14 protein-coding genes, 1 tRNA gene and 1 pseudogene are annotated in these 24,932 nt (G+C 34.0%); 11 read left to right on the top strand and 5 right to left on the bottom strand.

The window, feature by feature from the left end; all coding sequences use genetic code 11:
- The 8 genes from ABJI11_RS12025 to ABJI11_RS12060 all read left to right on the top strand — a co-directional run.
- The coding region (locus ABJI11_RS12025; protein ID WP_348352451.1) for a phytanoyl-CoA dioxygenase family protein at positions 1 to 531 on the top strand (531 nt) is incomplete at its 5' end.
- 2 nt (positions 532 to 533) lie between these two features.
- Positions 534 to 1,241, top strand: a complete 708-nt coding sequence (locus ABJI11_RS12030; RefSeq protein WP_348352453.1) for a creatininase family protein — start codon at positions 534 to 536, stop codon at positions 1,239 to 1,241.
- 1 nt (position 1,242) lies between these two features.
- The gene (locus ABJI11_RS12035; protein WP_348352455.1) at positions 1,243 to 2,205 is read left to right on the top strand and encodes an aldo/keto reductase; all 963 of its coding nucleotides are present in this window, start codon (positions 1,243 to 1,245) and stop codon (positions 2,203 to 2,205) included.
- A gap of 14 nt (positions 2,206 to 2,219) precedes the next feature.
- Entirely contained in the window at positions 2,220 to 3,257 is a 1,038-nt protein-coding gene (locus tag ABJI11_RS12040) for an L-rhamnose/proton symporter RhaT (RefSeq protein ID WP_348352457.1), read from the top strand.
- Positions 3,258 to 3,289: 32 nt separating this feature from the next.
- The gene (locus ABJI11_RS12045) at positions 3,290 to 5,410 is read left to right on the top strand and encodes an alpha/beta hydrolase fold domain-containing protein (RefSeq protein WP_348352459.1); all 2,121 of its coding nucleotides are present in this window, start codon (positions 3,290 to 3,292) and stop codon (positions 5,408 to 5,410) included.
- Positions 5,411 to 5,556: 146 nt separating this feature from the next.
- Complete coding sequence (locus tag ABJI11_RS12050) at positions 5,557 to 7,959, top strand: alpha-L-rhamnosidase N-terminal domain-containing protein (RefSeq protein ID WP_348352461.1); 2,403 nt, start codon at positions 5,557 to 5,559, stop codon at positions 7,957 to 7,959.
- A gap of 65 nt (positions 7,960 to 8,024) precedes the next feature.
- Entirely contained in the window at positions 8,025 to 9,827 is a 1,803-nt protein-coding gene (locus tag ABJI11_RS12055; RefSeq protein WP_348352463.1) for a glycoside hydrolase family 2 TIM barrel-domain containing protein, read from the top strand.
- A gap of 35 nt (positions 9,828 to 9,862) precedes the next feature.
- Positions 9,863 to 11,113, top strand: coding sequence for a glycoside hydrolase family 88 protein (locus ABJI11_RS12060; protein WP_348352465.1), 1,251 nt, complete (start codon positions 9,863 to 9,865; stop codon positions 11,111 to 11,113).
- Position 11,114: 1 nt separating this feature from the next.
- Here the strand turns inward: ABJI11_RS12060 and ABJI11_RS12065 are convergent, their stop codons facing one another.
- From ABJI11_RS12065 to ABJI11_RS12080, 4 genes are all read right to left on the bottom strand, one after another.
- On the bottom strand, positions 11,115 to 14,480 hold the full coding sequence (locus tag ABJI11_RS12065) for a VCBS repeat-containing protein (protein ID WP_348352467.1): 3,366 nt from the start codon (positions 14,478 to 14,480) through the stop codon (positions 11,115 to 11,117).
- 95 nt (positions 14,481 to 14,575) lie between these two features.
- Positions 14,576 to 16,087 (bottom strand): RagB/SusD family nutrient uptake outer membrane protein, encoded by a 1,512-nt coding sequence (locus ABJI11_RS12070; RefSeq protein ID WP_348352469.1) that lies wholly within the window; start codon positions 16,085 to 16,087, stop codon positions 14,576 to 14,578.
- Between the two features lie 18 nt (positions 16,088 to 16,105).
- A complete protein-coding gene (locus ABJI11_RS12075) occupies positions 16,106 to 19,225 on the bottom strand; it encodes a TonB-dependent receptor (protein WP_348352471.1) in 3,120 nt (1,039 codons plus the stop codon).
- A gap of 340 nt (positions 19,226 to 19,565) precedes the next feature.
- Positions 19,566 to 19,647 (bottom strand) — tRNA-Leu (locus tag ABJI11_RS12080).
- A 128-nt stretch (positions 19,648 to 19,775) separates the two neighbouring features.
- Between ABJI11_RS12080 and ABJI11_RS12085 the strand changes: the two genes are divergently transcribed.
- Positions 19,776 to 21,167, top strand: coding sequence for a dipeptidase (locus ABJI11_RS12085; RefSeq protein WP_348352473.1), 1,392 nt, complete (start codon positions 19,776 to 19,778; stop codon positions 21,165 to 21,167).
- Positions 21,168 to 21,270: 103 nt separating this feature from the next.
- Here ABJI11_RS12085 and ABJI11_RS12090 read toward each other — a convergent pair whose 3' ends face one another.
- On the bottom strand, positions 21,271 to 21,849 hold the full coding sequence (locus ABJI11_RS12090; protein ID WP_348352474.1) for a PhnA domain-containing protein: 579 nt from the start codon (positions 21,847 to 21,849) through the stop codon (positions 21,271 to 21,273).
- Positions 21,850 to 22,098: 249 nt separating this feature from the next.
- Here ABJI11_RS12090 and ABJI11_RS12095 point away from each other — a divergent pair, with 249 nt between their 5' ends.
- Together ABJI11_RS12095 and ABJI11_RS12100 are read left to right on the top strand one after the other, a co-directional pair.
- Entirely contained in the window at positions 22,099 to 23,202 is a 1,104-nt protein-coding gene (locus ABJI11_RS12095; RefSeq protein ID WP_348352476.1) for a DUF4407 domain-containing protein, read from the top strand.
- A 590-nt stretch (positions 23,203 to 23,792) separates the two neighbouring features.
- Positions 23,793 to 24,932 (top strand): annotated as a pseudogene (locus tag ABJI11_RS12100) (hypothetical protein); the annotation flags it as partial.

Here is a 24,932-nt window from a genome sequence, read left to right on the forward strand (position 1 = left end):
GCAGCAGATCTTTCACAAGCAGATGGTATTCGCATATGGCATGACCAATCTCTTGTAAAACAACCCTGGGGCAACCCAACTTCTTGGCACTTAGACACTCCTTTTTGGTCTTTTAATGATAAAGAAGCTCTAAGCTTATGGGTAGCCTTAGAAGATGTAACATTACAAAATGGCTGTTTATATTTCATGCCCGGCTCTAATCAAGATACAGAGCTTGTAGAACCTGGCATTGGCTCTAACATGGGAGATATTTTTAACTCATACCCTAAATATGGAACCAAAGAACCTCAACCTGCAGTAATAAAAGCAGGTAGCTGTACTTTTCATAACGGCTTAACTATCCATGCTGCGGGAGTAAATATGACACCTAGAACAAGAAAAGCAATGACCTGCGCATATATGCCAGACGGTGCTGTTTTTAATGGAAAACAAAATGTTTTACCAGATGATTATTTCAAGTCCTTAAAAATTGGAGATGTTTTAGATAACGAAGAGCAGAACCCATTAATATATCATAAAAACTGGGACTAAAAATGAACGATGCTAATTGGGGGCATTTTGACAGAATGTTGCCTATACAAATAGAAGCCATATTCAAAAAATCTCCAATTGCGTATATACCTTGGGGAGCAATAGAATATCATGGTAATCACAACCCAACAGGTTTAGATACACACAAAGCATATCATTTATGCGTGGATTTGGCTAAGGTTTCTGGTGGTTTAGTTTTTCCGCCCATAAGTTTAGCGGCCAATCTAATAAAATCATATCCCGGTGTTAATTTTCCTAAACATTCTATTGAGTTTTCTGAACGATTAGTTCGCTCTATTTGCGAAGAATATATAGAACAATTAATCTCTCAAGAATTCAAAATAGTTGTGTTACTATCTGGTCATGCCGGTCAACCTCATTTAGATATTTTGAAAGATGTAGCCAAAGAGTATAACAAAAAGCAAACAGATTGCTATATCTGGGCATTGGCAGAGTTTGACATCTTGCCTAATGATTTATTAGAAGCTAATCATTCAGCTTTAGGCGAGACATCCTTACAATTGTATTACGAACCGCAGACAGTAGCTCTTGAAAACTTACCTAAAGAAAGAGAGGTAACTCTAGAGCAAGATGCAGTGTCTGGTAAAGACCCAAGATTAGCTAATAAAAAACTTGGTAAGCAAATAGCAAAAACCTTTGTGTTGAACGCATCAAAACAAATAGAAGGTTTTAAGCAAACATACTTTTAAAATGAAAAAGAGAATATTAGGACGTACTGGATTAGAGGTAAGCGAGATAGGGTTAGGTACTTGGGCTTTTGGTAATAATGTATATGGCGGGGTTGCTGAAAAAGACGGGATTGCAACAATTCATGCAGGTATAGATATGGGTATTAACCTATTTGATACGGCCCCACAGTATGGAACAGACAAACAAGACGGTGTTGCTGAAATTGTATTGGGAAAAGCCTTAAAAGGAAAAAGGGATAAAGTTTTTATATCCTCAAAATTTGGAAGAAATCCTTGTATAAAAAATGGAGCTTCACAGTTTTACAAATCACGAATTATTGACTCTGTAAATGAAAGCTTAAAACGTTTGCAAACCGATTATATAGATGTACTTTTTTTTCATTCTCCATTCTCGCCCAATGAAATAAATGATGATGTTTGGGAAGGTATTGAACAAGTAAAAAAACAAGGTAAGGTTAAATTTATAGGGCATTCAATTTCCATGTTCCATCAAACCGAAAACATGGCCAGACAATGGGCAAATGAAAATAAGATAGATGTAGTACAAGTAGTGCTTAGCTTAATGAACAGAGAATCACAAAAGCTAATTAATGAACTACACGAATCTAATGTTGGTGTTTTCGCCAGAGAATGTCTTGCCAACGGTTTTTTATCAGGAGCGTTTACTAAAGATACCGTATTTAAGGAAGGAACTTTAAACGCTCGTTATTCTCGTGAGCAACTTGCCGAAAGAATAGACCAAGTTGAAGCATTTAAATTTTTGATACAAAACGATATTCATAATATGCCAGAGGCTGCGTTACGATGGGTTTTAGATCAAAATGGGGTAACCACTACTTTATCCGGAGCTAAAAATATTCATGAGCTTAAGGGTGCAGTTTCTGCTTCTAAAGCAAAATCATTTACTAAAGAAGAATTACAAAAAGCCAAGACCGTTTTGAAAAAAAATCATGAAGCGGCCTAAAACCAAATAAAACTATGGGCGCATTACTAGGTTTAATATTACATGCAATTGGTGGTTTTGCCGCAGGTAGTTTTTACATCCCATTTAAACTAATTAAAAAATGGAGCTGGGAAACTTCGTGGTTTGTATTAGGTGTAGCCGCATGGCTTATAGCACCAATACTTATGGCTTGGTTTACCGTACCCAATTTATTTGATGTTTTGTTTGCTGCGGATTTCGAAACAAAACTTTACACGTTCGTTTTTGGGGTGCTTTGGGGTATTGGCGCATTGACCTTTGGCTTATCTATGCGTTATCTAGGTATAGGTTTAGGTATGGCAGTTGTGTTAGGGTTTACCGCTGCATTCGGCACACTAATACCACCAATTTATTCAGGAACATTTTTACAATTACTACAAACACCAGGTGGTATTATTGTCCTGATCGGAGTATTAGTTACTTTACTTGGAATTGCAATTGCAGGTAAAGCCGGAATTTTAAAAGAGAAAAATTTAAATATTGAACAACAAAAAGCCGCAGTTGCCGAGTTCAACCTATCTAAAGGAATTATAATAGCAATCATCTCAGGTATACTGAGCGCTTGCTTTGCTTTTGGTCTTGCCGCTGGCAAACCTATTGCTGATGAGGCATTAAAAGTAGGAGTTCAAAATATATTTCAAAACAATCCTGTTATTGTCTGGATCCTTTGGGGCGGCTTATTGACCAATGTAATCTGGACAATTGTATTAGGTGTTAAGAATAAAACTTTTGGTCAACTTACAGATAAAACTATACCCAACAAACCTAAAAACTATATACTAGCCATAGCAGGTGGAGTCACCTGGTATTTTCAATTCTTCTTCTATGGCATGGGCACAACATATTTGGGTGAAGAATATGAATTTGCCAGTTGGTCTTTACACATGGCATTCATCATTATTTTTAGCACACTTTGGGGGGTTTACTTTAAAGAATGGGAAGGTGTCTCTAAAAAAACCATGCGTACTTTATGGCTCGGCCTTGCTGTAATCATTTTATCTACACTAATAATTGGTATAGGAAATAGCCTGTAATTTCAACATTGAATTAAATACTGAGAGCAGAAATGAAAATCAAAAACATAGCATCGCTATTTGTCTTTTTATTATTTGTAATAATAACTCATGGTCAAGATAATTTTATTCTTGAAGAAGCAACTACACCTAGGTTCAATCTAACAGATAAAATTTGGGAACAAAATATTGGCGATGCATCTGTTTCACTTTGGAACGATGATAAACTAAGTGCATTTAGTATTACAATTGATGATAATTACGAGAACGATATTCCTTTTTGGATTGAACAACAAAAAATATTTTCATTCAATTTTACATGGTTCGTAATAACAGAGGCAGAACAAAAATACAACGTAAAGAATTGGGCATTGTTCAATGAGCTTGCCAAAACAGGAAATGCCATACAAGGGCATGATGACAGAAACTGGTATGAAGATAAAGCCAAAGGAATCAACTTTCCTTCTATTAAAAATTACAATAACAGATTAAACCGTACTATATCAAAAATTGAAAAAAATATTGATAATCAAAAATGCTTAACGTATGCATACCCATGGGGCGAAGGAAATGAAAATGAAGCCGGTAAGCACTTTATAGCTAGTAGAGGAGTTATTGGCAGATTGAACAATGCAAATCAAATAAATTTTAAACAAGTAAGAAGTATTTCTAACCCTCATATTTATGAAAACGACAGTACTCGCAATCATTACATTTTACCACTCTTAGACAAAACTTCTACATTAGAAAATAAAAATTATTACAGAGGATGGGGAAGCACTCATTTTCATGAAGTATCTGCATTAGACTCACAAAAGAAAACGGTAGAATTTCTAAATTATCTCAAAGAAAAAGAAGATAAATTATGGATTGGTACTTTTCCTGATATTGCAAAATATGCTCAAGAATACGCAACACATTCTATCCATGTAGATTCGGTTTCTGAAACTCAAATTCATATCACATTAAAAGATGAAATGAGAGATGATATTTATGACTACCCTTTAACTGTAAAAGTGCGTTTAGCTAATAACTGGATCTCTCTTTATGCCTCTCAAAGCGGAAGTGAAATTGCAAGTGAAATAATAGAGTATAACAATAACAATTATGCCTTGATAAAAGCTGTACCTGACAGCGGACAAATAATACTAAAAGGGAAAATTGACCATACCATTTCTGAAAATAGTAATCAAATGCGTTTTGAGCTTACTACTCTTAAAGACGAATATTATATACCTACTGCCATTTCTAACGAAGCAAAAGAAATTCTTAAAAAAAGAGGAAGATTCGCAAAAAACGGTGCCCGCTTACCAGACCCCGATGCACCTATTAAAGAATGGACAGATTATCAAAACGGTTTAGAAAGTAGGGTATTAAAAGCTATTGAACCTATTAAATTATATTACAAACCATCTATAGATACCATAACCATTGGTGGTATTAGGGCAATAGATATAAAACCTAAAGGTTATAAGAAAAATAATAAAGTAATAGTGTATGTGCATGGTGGCGGCTATGTTTCATTAAGCGCCGATGCTACATTAGCATCTATGCTACCATTGGCAGATATATCTGGATTAAGAATCATAGCTATAGATTACACCTTGGCCCCACAAGCTAAATTTAAAATAATAACCAATGAAGTTATTCAATTTTACCAAGCACTTTTAAAGCAATATAATGCAGAAAATATTGCTTTCTACGGTGATTCTGCTGGTGGCGGATTAGCTTCTGGGAGCATCTTAAAAATGAGGGATTTAAATTTACCATTACCATCATCATTGGTTTTATGGTCACCTTGGTTAGATTTAGCAAAAGTAGGAGACAGCCATTATACCTTAGCAGATAATGACCCAAGTCTAAAATATTCTAATTTATTAGAGTACGCTGCACTTGCATATGCTCCTGAAAGTGAATTTAAGAACCCTTATGTCTCCCCTGTTTATGGTGACTACTCTAAAAATTTTCCACCTACCTTAATACAAGTAGGCAGCAAAGAAATACTATTGAGTGATGCCATAAGAATGTACAGAACCTTAGATGACCATGATATAGAAACAAAGCTAGATGTATATGAAGGCATGTGGCATGTTTGGCAAGGGTATTATTTAACTCCTGAATCAAAAACAGCAGTTAAAAACACCAATAAATTTATTTTGAAACATCTAAAATGAAATAGAAAAAACAATTTCTTCAGATAGATGTATTCGTAGTATCATATATAAACTATTAGAGAACATTGATTTCTAATAACGTTTCACTTATCTGAAACTCAACCAATATATACCATAAAATAACTGCACCAAAACACATTAAAATCATGACCCAAAGTTTACGCTACCTTATACTTTTATTTTTACTATCTATTTCTCAAATTGCGGTCTCACAAGAATCTACAGTTACCATAAACCATGAAGGCAAAGAATTTACACAACTTAAACATGCATGGACTTCTCAATGGATCACTCACCCAAAAGAATCTACATTAGATGCTAGAAAATTCTTATTTAGAAGAAGCTTTGAATTAGCGTCGAAACCAGAAAAATTTATTATTCACCTTTCTGCAGATAATCGCTATCGTTTATATGTAAATGGCAAATATTTACTTTCTGGACCTTCTTCTTCTGACATTGATAATTATAGATATGAAACCATTGATATTGCAAATTACTTAAAGACAGGTAATAATATTATCTCTGCTGAAGTTGTCAATTTTGGAGAATACAGAAAAGCTTCTTCTATGACCTTCCAAACTGCTTTTATATTACAAGGCGATAAAAATAATGTTGTAGATATTAATACCGGCCGAAATTCTGAATGGAAAGTAATTAATGATGAAGGGTTTAAAAGCATACCATTTGTTAGTGATTCTTTACGTGGCTATTACGCAGCAGGACCAGGTGAAAGACTATTATCAAAAAAACACCAATGGGGTTGGAAAACTATTGATTATGATGATTCAAATTGGTTAAAACCCAAACTAGGCACCGTTGAATTTGCTGTAGGTCGTGGCTTTCTATATGGTAGCACATGGTACTTGGTGCCCAGAAAAATTCCTTTTCTAGAAGAGACAACTCAACGATTTCATAAAATTGCTAGAATAGAAGGTGTAAAAAATAACACCAATTTTATAACCGGAAAAAATAGCTTAATAATACCTTCAAATAAAAAAGTAAGCATATTGCTAGATATGTCTCATCATACAATTGGACACCCAGAAATTAAATATTCTAAGGGTGCGGAAAGTAATATCAAAATAACTTATGCTGAAGCCTTGTATGACGAAAACTGGAAAAAAGGCAATAGAAATGAAATAGAAGGAAAACAAATTTTAGGATATTATGATATAATTGAACCTGATGGGGGTGAAAGCCAAACTTTCAAACCCTTTGGACAAAAAACGTTTCGCTTTGTTCAGTTAGATATTGAAACCAAAAGTGAAGCATTGTTAATTGATGACTTCTATAATATATTCACAGCTTATCCTTTTAAAGAAAACGCACAATTTAAAACGGATAACGAGCTACTTGAACAAATTTGGGACGCCTCATGGCGTACTCTTAGAAACTCATCAACCGAAAGTTTTATTGATCCCTATTACGAGCAACTACAATATATTGGGGACACAAGAATAGAAGCTAAGGTTTCTATAAGTGTTGATGGTGATGATAGGTTAATGCGTAAAGCCATAGAAATGTTTGATAATTCTAGATTGCCAAATGGTCTTACCCAAAGTAGATATCCGTCATATATAGTTCAAGTCATACCCACATATTCTTTATTGTGGATTAACATGTTACATGACTACCATATGTATAAAAACGATGATGAATTCGTTAAGAAGTTTATACCTGGTATGAAAACTGTAATTGACTGGTGGATAGATAAAGTAGACGACAACAACATGCCTACAAATATGGAATGGTGGAATTTCACAGATTGGGCAAAGGGTTACAAAAACGGAATACCGCCTGGAGCAGATGATGGATATTCTGCATCGGTAGCATTACAATTTGTAAAAACACTACAAGATGCAGCTCAAATTTTTGGTGATCTAGGTTACCAAGAAGAAGCTATACAATATCTTGATTTGGCAAAAAAAGTTCGCAATAGTGTAGTTAAAAACTGCTTTGTAGAAGAAAAAGGAATCTTCGCTGAAACACCGTATAAAGTGCAATTCTCACAACACACTAATATTATGGCTATTCTAACAAATGCCATACCTAAAGAAAACCAGCAAGCATTAATGCGAAAAATACTTGATGACAAAAGTTTGATCCAAACTACTATATACTATAAATACTATTTGTTTGAAGCTTTGCACAAGGCAGGTCTAGGTGACAAATATCAAAACTTGCTAGATAGCTGGACCAACCAATTGGATCAAGGCTTAACCACATTTGCAGAAAAAGATATAGAGCCCCGTTCAGAATGCCACGCATGGTCAGCTTCACCAAACTATCACTTTCTCAAAATTATAGCAGGTATTTACCCGCTTGAATCTAATTTCAAGAAAATAGCTATAGCGCCAAATTTTGGTGACTTAAATGAAATTATCGCTAAAATGCCCCACCCAGGTGGAGAAATAAGCGTAGAGATTAAAAAGAATTCTAAAAACACTGTAAAAGGTATTGTCTCTATACCAGCAGGCACTAAAGGCATTTTTATTTTCGGTAATCAACGCATAACATTAAAACCTGGTCTTACACAAATTAATATGTAATTATATAAAACCATCTATTTCGCAAAAATAGAAGTATTCATTACTATCAACCTTAATATTAAAACATGAAAAAACTATATACACTACTACTATTATCTTTAGTTTCTATAACTGGTTTTTGCCAAGAAAACTCTGAAATAAACCTATTTCAAAATACAGATGAAAGAGAAAAAACATCATTAAATGGTTTATGGGATATTATAGTTGACCCACTTGAAAATGGTTATTACGGTCATAGGCTAGAACCTAAACCAGATGGTTATTTCCTTAACAAAAAGATGGAAAAACCATCTGATCTTGTAGAATATAATTTTGATACCAGCGACCAACTTATGGTACCGGGAGACTGGAATACGCAAAAAGACAAACTGTATTATTATGAAGGCACAATTTGGTACAAGAAAGACTTTAAATATATTAAGGACAAGCAAGAAAATCTATATCTATACTTTGGAGCAGTAAATTACAAAGCCATAGTATATTTAAACGGAGAATTAATTGGTAAACATGAAGGTGGTTACACGCCGTTTCAGTTCAATATTACGGATAAAGTTAAAGATGGAAATAATTTCGTTGTTGTAAAGGTAGATAACAGAAGAGAACGTGAAAATGTACCAACAGTTAACCAAGATTGGTGGAATTATGGCGGCATAACAAGATCTGTATATCTAGTAAAAACCCCTAAATCTTTTATCAGCGATTACTCCGTTCAATTATCTTCAAATAACAAAAATGAAATTTCTGGATGGGTACGTGTCAAAAACAGCACAGAAGGTGACAAAGTTATTCTAGAAATACCAGAGCTATCTAAAAAGGTAGAAATTAAAATAAACAATGGGTTAGGTAAATTCAATTTTAAATCAAAGCCTCAATTATGGTCCCCCACAAACCCAAAACTGTATAAGATTTCATTAACGACAAAAGCCGAAACACTTACCGATGAAATAGGATTTAGAACTATTACAACCAACGGAAGTAACATTATCTTAAATGGAGAGAAAATATTCTTAAAAGGCATAAGTATTCATGAAGAAGCACCATTTAAAACTGGTAGGATAACAACTTTAGAGGAAGACAAAACACTACTAGGTTGGGCAAAAGAATTAGGTTGCAATTTTATACGTTTAGCCCATTACCCACATAATGAACAAATGGTACGTGAGGCAGAAAAAATGGGATTAATGGTATGGTCAGAAATCCCAGTGTATTGGACAGTTGCTTTTGATAATAAAAACACCTACAAAAATGCAGAAAATCAATTGTCTGAAATGATTTCAAGAGACAAAAATAGAGCTGCCGTAATTTTATGGTCGGTTGCAAATGAAACTCCAGAAGGAGAAGACAGATTATTATTCTTAGATAATTTAATTAAGCGAGCCAGATCTTTAGACCCTACTCGTTTAATTACAGCTGCGTTAGACACACAAGCAGAGGGTAATGATGGAAAACATATAGAAGATGCTTTAGGAAACCTGGTAGATGTTATTGGCATCAACAACTATTGCGGTTGGTATTATGGCACACCAGAATCATGTGCAAATGTAAATTGGAGCAGTAAATTCAATAAACCTATGATTATGAGTGAAGTTGGAGCAGGAGCACTTTATGGGCTTCATGGTGCATCTAATGAAAGATGGACAGAAGAGTATCAAGCTAAAGTATATGAGAACAACATAGAAATGATGAAAAACATAGATTTCTTAGCTGGCGTATCTCCATGGATATTAATGGATTTCAGATCTTCTCGTAGACCGCTAAAACGAATTCAAGAAGATTTCAATAGAAAAGGACTTATCTCTGAACAAGGAATGCGTAAAAAGGCATTTTACACACTACAGAATTATTATATCAATGAAAACAAAGATTGATTTCTAACCAATAGCATTGCTAGCTAAATTAAAAAATGATGAAAACTAAATTTATACCATTAGTAATAATTATTGCCTGTTTATTTGGGTGTAAAGAACATAAAGAAGCAACATCATCTACAAAAGCTACTGAAAACAGAATTGAAAATAAGCGTGAATTAATTAATAGAGTTTTTAAGATATCAGAAAAGCAATATAATCTTCTTATAAATAAAATAACAAACAACGAGCCATTACTTCAACCTAGGGGTATAACCGAAAATGATAATGTTCGCTTAGTACCATATTACGATTGGACCAGTGGTTTTTTCCCTGGTTCTCTATGGTACATTTATAAGTATAACCAGAAAGATAAATGGAAAGCCAACGCCATAAAATTTACCTATGCACTTGACTCTGTAAAATACATTACCAATTCTCATGATGTTGGGTTTATGTTAGATTGCAGCTATGGCAATGCTTATTCAATCGCAAATGATACTCTTTCTAAACGCGTAATTGTAGAAGGCGCTACATCATTAATAACAAGATATAGACCAAAAATTGGTGTCATTCAATCTTGGGATACTACTCCTAATATGGGATGGATTTCTGAAAAAGGCTGGAACACGCCCGTGATTATAGACAATATGATGAACCTAGAATTACTATACAAAGCTTTTCAGTTTACCAACGATTCTACATTTTATAAAATAGCATCAAACCATGCTAAAAAAACTCTTAAAAATCATTTCAGAGAAGATTACAGTAGTTTTCATGTAGTGGACTATGATTCTAAAACAAGTAAAGTCAGAAATAGGCAAACCGCTCAAGGATATTCAGATCCATCTTCATGGGCCAGAGGTCAATCTTGGGGTTTATATGGCTTTACACAGACCTTCGCAAACACAAAAGACAGTGTATTCTTAGATCAAGCAAAAAACATAGCTCATTATATCATGGGGAATAAGAAAATCCCAAAGGATTTAATTCCTTATTGGGACTATGATGCCCCAAATATACCAAACGAACCACGTGATGCATCTGCGGCAGCAATAACCGCCTCTGCACTATTGACTTTACAGCAATACGTACCCGAAGAGCAAAAAACTATGATTGCATACGCAGAAAAGATATTGCGACGACTCTCGTCTAATGACTACTTAGCAGATATAGGTAGTAACCAAGGTTTCTTATTAAAGCATTCTGTAGGTAATATTCATACAGACGAAGAAAATGACGAACCATTGAACTATGCCGATTATTACTATTTAGAAGCATTATTAAAATGGCAAGAAGTAGACTAAATTAATTTACCCCTACTATTTGTAAAGCATCATTATTGTTGGCGATTAAAATATATTGTTGACCACCAATTATAATCTCTTTCATTTTCTTAACGTCCTTATTTGCCAAAAATCCAGACTCCTTCAATGTTAATGGATATAAATCTTTTTCATTGTACGTCATCAACAGTCCAATAGAAGCATCATTACGTGGTGTTTCTGCTTCTGAAGAAAAAAGATTACCAGCAACCAAAACTTCATTATTACCATCATGATTATAATCATTAACCAATATGGCATTTATTGATGAAAATTGTGCTTCATTTGGTAATTTTTCACTTTTAAAAGAGCTATTACCCATGTTTTCAACATATAAAGAGGCAAAACTTTCTGCCTTATAATGCAACCCATCTTCTAGTTTATCTTCCGTATAAATATCAACTAAATCTGCATCTGCATATTTTTCATAATTATCAAATTTTTGAGCTATACCAGGTATTTGCTGAGATGAGCATTCTCTTCCTCTAAGCGGTAACTGTCTTTTACCTTCATAATAACTTAATACAATATCTAATTGATCATTATTGTCAAAATCGTTTGCAAAAACATCAAAAGTTTTTTCTGGCTTTGCCTTGTATTTATAGTTTAAACCTAAATTTCCAACAATAAAATCTTGATCGCCATCCTTATCTAAATCTGTCTTTGAAATACTATACCACCACCCTGTAGTATGCTCTAAATAGTTTTTACTAGTTACATTTGTAAAAGAATTATTGTCATTTTCCAAAAAAGTAATCGGCATCCATTCCCCAACAACAATCAAGTCTTCATCATTATCATTATCGAAATCTATACTAATTGCATCAGTAACCAACCCTAAATCAGTAAATGGGGAAGATATACTAGTTACATCCTTGAATTTTACACCTTGCCCGTTACTTACATTCTCTAATAAATGACTAGTTGCCGGTGTAGGGTAATTTTGTGGTACTAATCTAGACCCTACAAACAAATCTAAATCACCATCACTATCAAAATCAATAGGTAGTACTTTACCTCCGCTTTCAAATACTTTAGGCAAAGCAAATTTATCTTTTGCAAATACGCCATTACCTTTATTTACATACAACCTATCTTCATAAATTTTTGAATTAGCTTCAAATTCATTTCCTCCACTTACTACATATAAATCTTGCAGACCATCATTGTTGGCATCAAAGAAGACACCATCAATATCTTCATACCGACTTTCACTTTTAAAGAGCTCTAAATTTGATTTTTTAAAATTGCCCTCATCATCCTGAATATAAAGAGCACCAGCTTTATTAAGAGCTCCACCTATCCAGAAATCATCTAGACCGTCTCCATTTATATCTGCAACCGCTAATCCTGGTCCAAATTGTGACATTTTATGAGGTAACAAGGGTTCTTTTGCAAAATCGAAATAATTATTCTCAACATGTTTGAAATCTATTTTTGACCCCTTATCAGTACTATTGAAAATAGTTTTATTTTCAATAGTACTAAGGTTATTTTCAACATAAATGGATTCTTCAAAACCTAAGCTCAAGGTTTGATTGACCGGTACATTAATTAGTTTTTGCGTATTACCATTTACCCACTTTACTATTAAAGAGTCAATAGTTTCTGTTTCACCAATACCAAAATGAATGGTTGGCGCAACTGATGATTGGTAGCCTCTAGTCAACATTAATTCTGACACTTGTAAATTACCATCATTATAAATGGTAGCTATATTACCAACACCCATTGGGTTCAGCTTAGTTCCTTTAAATTTAATTTTTAAATAGTTATTACTTTTAGAGCTTTCAATTGTGTTTTCGTATAAATCAGCCTTTGCATCAATATTATTTACAACTAAATCTAAATCACCATCATTATCAAAATCTGCATATGCAGCACCATTAGAAAAAGCTTTATCACCAAGACCCCACTCTTCACTTTTATTGGTAAATGTTAAGTCTCCATTATTATGAAAGAGAAAATTAGCCAATGGCTCTGACGGCATTTCTTCTAAAATTTTAAAATCATCTTTCTTATGTTCAACGGTTTTTTCAAAATAAAGAGACTTTTTAAATTGATTGAAAAAATCATTGTTGTTAATATCACGCCTTGTACCGTTTGATATAAACAAGTCTTTTTGTCCATCATTATCAAAATCTGCAAACAAACCTGCCCAGCTCCAATCAGTAGATTTTACACCAGAAAATGCCGCAATATTACTATAAACCGGCAAACCTGCTTTATCAACACCCCTATTAACCTGCAAACTATTGTACATATATTGGTGGTGTAGACCTAAACCAATAATTTCATCAAATTTCTCTGGCAACATACTAGCCATATTTTCTTTTGACCTTTTATGGGTAGTCGGTGCCATATCTAACTGTACAATATCAAACAAACCGTCATTATTGAAATCAGCTATATCAGTACCCATACCATAGTAAGAAGTTTGCTGTGTAACTTCTTTACTCTTTTCAGAATACGTACCATCACCATTATTCATGTAAAAGAAATCTGGACTAGCAAAATCATTAGATACATAGATATCTTTAAAACCATCATTATTTACATCAGACACACTAACACCTATGCTTAAACCAAATGACAGTAGACCACTTTCCTTAGTAACATCGCTAAAGGTATTATCACCGTTATTTTTATAAAAATGACTAGAAGTTTCATGTTGAGCATTATCTAGTAGTAACGCATAAATACTTACAGGTGTCTTAAAATCTGTAGTAGGGTAATTGATTACATATAAATCTAAATCGCCATCATTATCATAATCAAAAAAAATGCTTTGCTGGGTTCTACCTTTATCCGCAATACCATATTTTTCTGCTTGTTCTAAAAAAACTGGAACACCCTTTTCATTAGTACCTTGATTTACATATAATTTATTGGCAAATGAATTATCTCTACCGCCCACGCTAACATAAATATCTAACCACCCATCGTTATTAATATCAACTGTAGTACTACCTGTAGACCACAAATCAGAGTTCATAGTTTTTGAAGCAATCGATACATCTGTAAATTTCAAATTGCCTTCATTAAGATATAGCTTATTATCTACCATATTACCGGTAAAGTAAATATCTTCTAAGTCATCATTATTAAAATCAGCTACAGAAACACCGCCACCCATATAAATATATTGGAAATTAAAATAATTGAATTCTTCAGTTTCCAAAAGGCTGTTATTAAATTCAATACCAGAATAAGATGCATCTTTTTTTACAAATAATTGTTGATCATTTAAGCCATCAGTAGATTCTTCATTAGAAGAACATGAAGCAAAAAGGAAAATGGAACAAAATATTATAATAAGAAAATGGTATGTTTTTAGGGAGTATCTCATCTTATGAAATTTAAATAAAAAAAAGCCAAATTACTTGAAATAAAAAACTGGCCTTTATAAAAGGCCAGTTTTTACATTAAAGAAAACTAACCTACTTAATAACCAGGATTTTGATCAGCCGAAGCGTCTAACATTAAATTTGTATCGAACTCCCCTTGAGGAATAGGAAGTAAATAATTCTTACTTGCATTAAATTTACTGCCTAAAACATCTTCAATTAGACCCCACCTCATTAAATCAGGAAATCTAGATTGTTCTCCCGCTAATTCAACTCTTCTTTCGTGGACTACGGCACTAAATATTTCTGCTTTGGTACTTACAGGAAAAGTAGTATTCATTTCATCTGTACCATAATTGGGCATATTTACCCTATCACGTACTTCATTAAGGTAATCTATAGCGGTTTGGCTATTGTTCAATTCATTTTCTACTTCTGCAGCCATAAGTAACACATCTGCATATCTAATTGCGCGATGATTAATATCTGATAACCCATTATAGTTAGAATTATCTTGACCATAAGTTTTAGTATATTTTCTCCATAAAGCACTTACAGAACCTACTTGGTCAGCCGTAACAATATTTGCACCTCCTATACCATATACATCACCTTCTACATAAAAATTATCACTAAATCTAGAATCACCATCTTCATATTCATCCAATAATTCTTGAGAAGGGTCATTATTATGAAAACCTCCAAAAGCACCGTATTCCGCAGACCTAAAAGTTGTTTCTGAATGACCGTTATCCTGACCGCCCCAATCAGCATAAGCCCAAGCGTTACCACCATCATAAGTAAATTGAATTTCAAAAACAGATTCGGCATTGTTTTCTGTCTCTACATTGAAATTGTCATAATAATTAGCCATTAAGCTATACTCTCCAGAATTTATAACCTTATCAAAAGCAACTTTCGCAAGTGCATATTCTTGCTTATAAAGATATAGTTTACCTAACAGCGCATTTGCACTACCTTGAGTTACCCTACCTGCTTCTTCACTAGATTTTAAACGTAATTTGGTTGCAGCATCAGTCAAGTCACTTATAATTAAATCATAAACTTCTTCTTTTGGTGATTTTGCTAATCCGTTAGGGCTAACATTTGTTGTCGTGTATAATGGAATATCTCCAAACCTTTCAACTAAAAGAAAGTAATAATAAGCTCTTAAAAACTTTGCCTGTCCTATATATCTATCCTTTACTTCTTGTGAAGCTACACTTTCTTCAAGTTCATTAATATTAGCTTCTTTATCCAAGATAAAATTTGCTCTTGAAATTCCGTTATAGGCATTTTTCCAGTATAAATAAATATCATTGTTACTAGAGGTAAACGTGTAGTTTATGAACTCTAATAAATCTGGTGTTCCACGCTGGGTTTGGCAATCATCTCCCATATAATCATACATATAGAACAAGTACCTACCGTATAATCCTTGAGATTGTAAAGGCGAGTAAACACCGTTCATTGTTTGTTGCAGTTCGGCCAGTGTTTGTGGAAATGTTTCAGCAGAAACCCCAGAACCGTTAGATAGTTCTAGATCATCTGTCTTACATGCATTCAACAAAAGACTAAAAGTGATAATTGTAGCGATATATTTTTTCATAATATTTTATATTTAAGATTAGAATGACATTTGTAAACCAAATACAAAGGACTTAGACTGCGGATATTGTCCGCGATCTATACCAAGTTCACTATTGCCATCACCACTGGTAGACCCTATATTCAATGAAGGTCCTACTTCAGGGTCAAAACCAGAATAATCCGTAATAGTCAATAAGTTCTGAGCACTTATATATATTCTTAATTTAGAGAAAGTGCCGTCTATCATTCTTTCTAATGTAGCACTAGGCAAACTATAACCAATAGATATATTTCTTAGTCTCAAGTACGACCCATCTTCAACATACCTATCTGAAACTCTAGAGTTTTGATTAGGATCATTCAATACCGCTCTTGGTTGAGTAGTAGAAGGGTTTGTAGTCGTCCATCTATCCAATACCGCAGTACTGGCATTTGTTAACTGAGATGCTCCGTCTAAATAATACCTAGTAGCATTGAATATCTCATTACCGGCTACACCTGTTAATAAAACAGCCATATCAAAATTCTCATATCTACCATCTAATGAAAGACCGTAAGAAATATCTGGGAAAGGATTTCCTATAACCACCCTATCATCACTATTAATTTCACCATCTCCGTTATTATCTTTAAATCGAATATCTCCTGGGGCAGCACCGTTTTGAGTTGCAGCTGAACTAATCTCTGCTTCATTTTGAAAGATACCGTCAGTTTCATAACCGTAGAAATGCCATAAAGACTCCCCTACAGCAATTCTAGAAATTGAACCATTAGCTAACACATTAGGCTTGTCTCCATTAAAAATTTGCTCCACGTTAGGTGCCAAATTGGTGATCTCATTTTCAGTTGTACTTAGGTTTAAGTTTGCAGACCATTTAAACTTTGTTTCCGCTTCACTAAATCCTAAATTAAATTCAAAACCTTTTGTAGTCATACCACCAATATTGGTAGGTGTACTATTTGGCACACCAACTGATGCCGCAGCCGGTAATGCAACTATTAAATCATCACTTGTATTGTTATAGTACTCTGCACTAAAGGTTAGTTTGTTTTTGAAAAAACCAAAATCTACACCAATATTGGTTGTTTCGGTCTGTTCCCATTGCAAATCTGGATTTTGAAGAGAACTTATTGCCAATGCAGCATCATCGCCATAAAAGAAATTTGCAAGTAAACTAGATTCGTAACTATAATCACCCGCACTATTGTCATTACCGGCCAGACCCCAACTAGCTCTAAATTTTAAGTAGTTTAATACTGAAGTATCACTTATGAAATTTTCATTACTAACTACCCAACCACCGGCAACCGAAGGGAAATTTCCCCATCTTTTATTTGCCCCAAATCTTGAAGAACCATCTCTTCTTATTGACGCTGCTAAAATATATTTGTTATCGTAGTTGTAGTTTAATCTTCCTAAGTATCCTATTTTATTATACTCTACAGTTGCAGCCCCTCCTGATAATGCAGCTCCAATATCTGATATACCCAAATCTGTTGTACCCACACCACTTAATGTTGTTGTCTTTCTTTTTTGACGTTCAGATAAACCCAAAATTTCTACATTGTGCTTGTCATTAAAAGTAGTTTTATATTGAAGACTATTCTGAAGTGTTACTGTTTTAACCCTTGTATTAAAATACGTATAACGTGTAATCAGCTGATTAAATAGTCCGCCTGAAATACCATACGGAAGTTCTGTTTTCTTAAACGAATTATCGTAAAAGTTCATACCTCCATTTATTTTATATTCCAATCCTGGAGCTAATTTTGCTTTAGCATAAACATTACCAAGAATACTTATATTCTTATTTAATTGTTCTTCTCTATTTAAAGTTCTTAGCGGGTTACGTGTAGTATTGATATCCTCAGCAGTTAACTCACTGTAACCACCTATATATTCGTCGTTTGTAAAAGGCAAATAAGGCGCCATGTTTATTGCGTTTTCAATAGGCGATACACTAAATGCTAAAATTAAGGGATTTTGTTCCGCATAAGTTATACCTAAAGATTCGCCAAATGAAAATATACCTTTATCAAAACTACTGTTAAGTCTTAAAGTATATCTATCTAAATCTGTATTAAGCAAAATACCTTCTTGAGATTGATACCCGGCTGAAAGACGAAATTTTGCAACTTCATTACCTCCGGCAGCACTAAATTCATAATTCTGAATAGATCCAGTTTGAAAAATCTCATCTTGATAATTATAATTATTACCTGCTAAACTACCATCTGTAAACTGAGATGGAACCGTTGCATTTGGGTCAGAGTTTAAAATCATATCGGTCGCATATGATAAATACTGACTTGTAGATAATACATCAAGAGATTTTGGTTTAAACTGCGAGCTTAGATAGGTGTTAAAATTAAAAGCTACTTGTCCGGCTTTACCTGTTTTTGTTTTTATCACAATAACCCCGTTTGCGCCTAGGGAACCATAAACTGCCGTTGTGGACGCATCTTTTAGAACACTTATAGATTCAATATCATTTGCACTTAAACTAGATATATCAGTTACTACAATATCATCAACAACATAGACAGGATTATTGTTACCTAAAGTACCTATACCTCTAATACGCACTGTTGGTTCTGAACCTGGTGTACCGCCGTTAATAATTGTAAGACCAGATGCCTTACCCTGTAAAGCTTCTACAGCATTAGTCGTTGGTAGCTTTACTAAATCATCTGAGCTTACCGTTGATATAGCACCGGTTACCATATATTTATTCTGTGTACCGTAACCTACTACTACTACTTCATCTAAAACATTACTATCAACATTCATTTGAACATTAATAGTTGTTTGATTATTTACCGTTACTTCTTGTTTTAAGTAACCAATGTAACTGATTACAAGAACATCTGTAGACGCAGCTTCTATTGTGAAGTTTCCATCAAAATCTGTCTGCGTTCCTGTTGAAGTTCCCTTGACAACAACAGAAGCACCTGGTAGTGGAGTTCCATTTTCATCGAGAATAGTTCCGTTAATTTGTTGCTGTAATTTTATGCTTAGCATATTTTCTGATTCATCACCCTTATTTGCAGAGTATGAAAAATCACTAAGCAATAGTGAACAAAAAATTAAGACACTAGTTCTAAAACTAGTCTTTGCTTTAAAAAAGTGGCTAAAAAACCCTATCGTGTTTTTCATAAGAATCTTGAGTTTGGTTGAACATTATTGATTAAAACATCAATTCAAGATTCTAAATTATTGGTTTCAATATTTATAAGTATCCTGTCGTATCCTGTCTAAAATTATAATTTCACAACTATTGCGCTCATTTATTGCGAATTATCAAAACCCTTAAAACACAAATTTCTTAGAATGTATAAAACCTATTTTAATAGTAATAGCTTAGAAAGTTCATATGCTCAAGACACAAAAATGAAAAGCATCAATCATTTAAAAAAAACATTCAAGTAATATATTCAGATAGCCAAAAATCTACCCCATAAAAAAAGCCTCTTGATTTCTCAAGAGGCTTTCGTTGTACAGGCGGAGAGACTCGAACTCTCACACCGCAAGGCACTAGATCCTAAGTCTAGCGTGTCTACCAATTCCACCACGCCTGCATACTTTCCTAAATCACGATATGTGATTATCGGGGTGCAAATATAATGCAAAAAATCAATTCTCTAAATTTTAGCTATTTAAAAATTACGCTTTTTGTACTTTTATCGAAAGTCACATAAAAAAGTACATGAAAAACGTAAAGAATTATATAGCGGAAAACAAGGACCGATTTTTAAATGAAATCATAGAACTACTTAAAATACCGTCTGTTAGCGCAGATCCTGCCTTCTCGCAAGATGTTTTAAATGCTGCAGAAATGGTAAAATCTAGATTAGAGGATGCAGGTTGTGATATTGTTGAAATTCATGAAACCGCCGGTTATCCTATAGTTTATGGCGAAAAAATTATAAATAAAGACCTACCAACGGTATTAGTATATGGGCATTATGATGTACAACCGGCAGAACCATTAGAATTATGGACTTCCCCACCTTATGAGCCGGTAATTAAAAAAACGGAATTACACCCAGAAGGAGCCATTTTTGCACGTGGTGCCTGCGACGATAAAGGGCAAATGTACATGCATGTAAAAGCATTAGAATTGATGGTAAAGACCGATCAGCTGCCTTGTAATGTCAAATTCATGATTGAAGGTGAAGAGGAAGTTGGCAGCAATAACTTAAGCATTTACGTAGCCGAGAATAAAGAAAAATTAGCGAACGATGTAATTTTAATATCTGATACTGGCATGATTGCGAATGATGTACCGTCCATTACCACAGGTTTACGCGGACTTAGCTATGTTGAAGTAGAAGTTACTGGCCCAAATCGTGATTTACATTCTGGATTGTATGGTGGTGCAGTTGCAAATCCTATCAATATTCTAACCAAAATGATTGCCAGTCTACATGACGAAAACAATCATATTACTATACCTGGTTTTTATGATAAGGTAGAAGAACTTTCTACCGAAGAACGAGCTGAAATGGCAAAAGCACCTTTTAGCATTGAAAAATACCAAGAGGCCTTAGAAATTGAATCTGTGTATGGCGAAAAAGGATATAGCACTAATGAACGTAATTCTATTAGACCTACGCTAGACGTTAATGGTATTTGGGGAGGCTATACCGGCGAAGGAGCTAAAACTGTTATTGCCAGTAAAGCATACGCTAAAATATCTATGCGTTTGGTTCCTAATCAAGATTGGAAAGAAATCACAGAATTGTTTAAAACACATTTTGAAGCTATTGCGCCTAAAGGTGTAACAGTGGTAGTAAAACCTCATCATGGCGGACAAGGGTATGTAACACCAATTAATACAGATGCATATCAAGCAGCGTCAAAAGCGTACGAAACTACGTTCGGCAAAAAACCTATTCCACAACGTAGTGGTGGTAGTATTCCTATTGTTGCACTGTTTGAACAAGAACTAAAAAGTAAAACCATACTTATGGGCTTTGGTCTGGATAGTGATGCCATTCATTCCCCAAATGAGCATTTTGGTGTATGGAACTACTTCAAAGGAATTGAGACTATCCCTTATTTTTATCAGTATTTTACTGAAATGACCAAAAAATAGTCGATTGATAATTGACAGTAAATTAAAAAACAAAACGTCTTTGCAAGCAAAGACGTTTTGTTTTTATATAATACATATTCTTTCAGGCTCTGTAAGCCAGCAATTAAATTTTCTTCACATATTTAGTAATGATAACCGTCATTGTTGGCCCAACTTTACCTTCAATATATTCTGCGTTCTCACGATCTAAAGAAATTCTACGTACGGCAGTACCTTGTTTGGCAACTTGGCTAGATCCCTTAATTTTCAAATCCTTCACCAGAACAACACTATCGCCATTTTCAAGAATTACACCATTGACATCTCTATGAATAATTTTCTCACTTTCAGCTAACCCTTCTCCGGTAGCCTTTGCCCAATCTAAAACCTCTGGTTCTAAATACATCATATCTAACAAATCTTTAGGCCAACCTTCAGATTTTAGTCTTGACAACATTCTCCAAGCAACTACCTTTACAGAATCATACTCGCTCCACATGCTATCATTAAGACAACGCCAGTGGTTTGGGTCCATTTGTTCTGGATCTTCAATTTGGGTACGGCATATTTCACATGCTAAAATACTTGAATCTACTCCACTAATAGAAACCGGTTCAACTTCAAAAACTTCTAAATTATTAGTTCCTGTACATAGTTCACATGTGGAACCACTACGTGCTTCTAAATCTGCTAATACACTCATATTTCTGGTTGTTTTGAGAAGGCGAATTTACGATTATTCTAGTTTAGAATTATTCAATTAAAATCCTAAGAACCTATTTATTAAATCAAGTCTACCTCAAAATAATTTTTATTTACCTGTAACAATCAAATAAAAACAACGTCCAACATATGTTAAAGCCCTCTTTTCGAGGGCTTTTTGCGTACCAAAAGTAAAAAAGTTACGTTCACCCAGTATACATCATCATCAATCAAAAAACGAATTTTCATCATGTTACAAAACTTCTTCATTCTTTGCTCTGGAGCAGACTCCGAACTTTTAAAAACTTGCTCTAAAGGTGAGCAAAATAAATATGCCGGCATTGGTGCTACCGTGTTCTTTACAGCAGTAATGGCATTTATTGCTAGTAGCTACGCACTATTTACAGTATTTGATAATGTGTACGCCGCAGTATTCTTCGGCTTTATTTGGGGTTTGCTCATATTTAACCTAGACCGTTTTATTGTTGCTACCATTAAAAAGAGAAATAATATTGGGCAAGAATTTTTACAGGCTACACCACGTATTATCCTTGCGGTTATTATTGCCATAGTGATTTCAAAACCTTTGGAAATGAAAATTTTCGAGAAAGAGATTAACCAGGTATTATTGGAGCAAAAGAATGAACTTACACTTGCTAACAAAGATCAACTCGCCTTACAATACACTCCAAAGGTTGAGCAATTAAATCAAGATATTGCCGCTTTAAAATCAGAAATCGCGACCAAAGAAACAGAGACCAATGCATTGTATGATATTTACATCAATGAAGCAGAAGGTACTGCGGGCACAAAACTGTTGGGAAAAGGTCCTGTTTATGCCGAAAAGCGTAATAAACATGATGCAGCACTTGCTGAATTACAAGCACTGAAAACAACCAATACAGAAAAAATAGTAGCACTAGAATCTCAAATTGCTGCTTTAGATACTGAATATGCCGAAGTGGTTAAAAATTCGCAGCCCATAATAGACGGTTTTGACGGATTAATGGCTAGAATTACCGCTTTAGATGAATTGCCATGGTTGCCATCATTTTTCATATTCTTGTTGTTCTTAGCCATAGAGACATCACCTATAATAGCCAAATTATTAGCTCCCAAAGGAGAGTATGATATTAAGTTAGAAGAGGAAGAAAGTGTTCTCTCTACTTGGGTGGTGCAAAAATTGGCTCAACGTCAACTAATAGCTTCTACTGATGGTGAGATAAATCAGAAAATCTATGAAGACTTAAAAGGCGATGAAGAATTATACGGTTATAAAAAGAAAAAGGCAGAAGAATTACTTCGTCTACAGGCAGATAGTTTTCATAAAATACAGACAAAAGGCTTAAAATAAAAAAAGACCAATATTGCTATTGGCCTTCTTCGGTTTGGGGGAACTACTTGAACAATTATTATTTTTTCAATTTTGAATATTTCAATTGTTTATTTATAAATCTTCATTCTCGATTTTCAGTTTAATATAGCCTTAATATCTCATTGAATTTCCAACTATCTTAATGTGCCTCAATATCGATAAAATTATATGCCAACTGCTAAATGCACTACAAAGGTATTGGGTAAGTACTTTTTAATTTGTCAATTTTAGATTAGTGGAATGGTACTGTAGACCAATAGGGGAAATGTATAGACGAACTGTTTACTTAAACTACTAAAACCCATATATCAATAGCCTATAATCAATGATTATATCGTATACCGACAATCTTCGTATCAAATAAGCTAAATTTATATATTGGTAGGTTTAACTTTGCCTCTTTATGGAATCACTTAAAGAAACCAAGAAAAAGAAAAGAAGGTTTTATAACCTTTTGATCATAATAGTATTACTAATTATAATTGCCACAGGTTTTATGGCGCAACTAGGATGGTAACATCAATATCAAAAAATTGAATGTTAACATTCAATCCTATAGTGTTCACCCTATGGTCAAGAGAAATCAGAAAATCAAAAAGTATTTAAAACGCTTCGGTAAAATTATCGTAGGTGTGCTATTGCTATTTTTTATTTTGGTGCTAGTCATTAGAACTCCTTGGGCACAAAACTTTATTGTGTCTAAAATCACAAATTACGTATCTGACAAAACAAATACTAAAGTAGCCGTTGGCAATCTCTACCTTACTTTCTCAGGTGATATTCAAATTGAGAACGTTTATTTAGAAGATTTAAAAGGCGATACACTATTCTATTCAAAATCGTTACAAGCAGATATACCTATATATCCTGCCATATTTAAAAACCAAATTTCTATAGACGACGTCGTTTCTAAAGGTGTTGTAGCACACATTAGTAGAGAAAACAATCCAGATAAATTTAATTTCACTTTCCTTATCGACGCCTTAACGACCCCAACAGATACAGCTGCAACAACTACAGAACCCATGAATATAGATTTGGGCAGCTTAGATGTATCTGATTGGAAACTGACTTATGCCGATGCCTATCTTGGAACGGATATTAACCTTGTTCTTAGTAAATTAGATGTAGACATGTCCGAATTTGATTTGGAAGCAATGAAATTCTCTCTTGATGATTTTGAATTGACTGATACGCAATTTACATATGTACAATCTCATGCATTCCCCATAACCGAAGATACCACAAGCACGGCTTTACCATATATTGAAGTAGATGATTTTAATGTAAAAAATGTAAACATCACCTATGACAGCCAACCAGATGGTTTACAGACTCAATTAAAACTTGGTACCATAGAACTTACAGAAATACTGGCAGATGTATCAAAAAACAAATACGAGACAGATGAACTTGTATTTCATGATTCTCAAATAGAGGTAAAAATAAGTAGTAAAGAAACTGAAATAACTACCACCGGCACGACTGAATTTGAATGGCCTGAATTTATCATCGCCGCCAACTCAATTGATATTGATAAAAACAATTTTAGCTACGCAACCAACGGTACAATACAAGTTGCAAGTACGTTTGACCCAAACGCCTTTAAAATTCAGCAATTTCAACTGCAAGCTAAAAATTTAGACTACCAACCTGAGAAGCTTAATCTAAACGTTTCTAAGTTTTCTTTTTCAGAACCTAGCGGTATT

Source organism: Maribacter sp., from assembly GCF_039968975.1.
Classification (GTDB): Bacteria; Bacteroidota; Bacteroidia; order Flavobacteriales; family Flavobacteriaceae; genus Maribacter.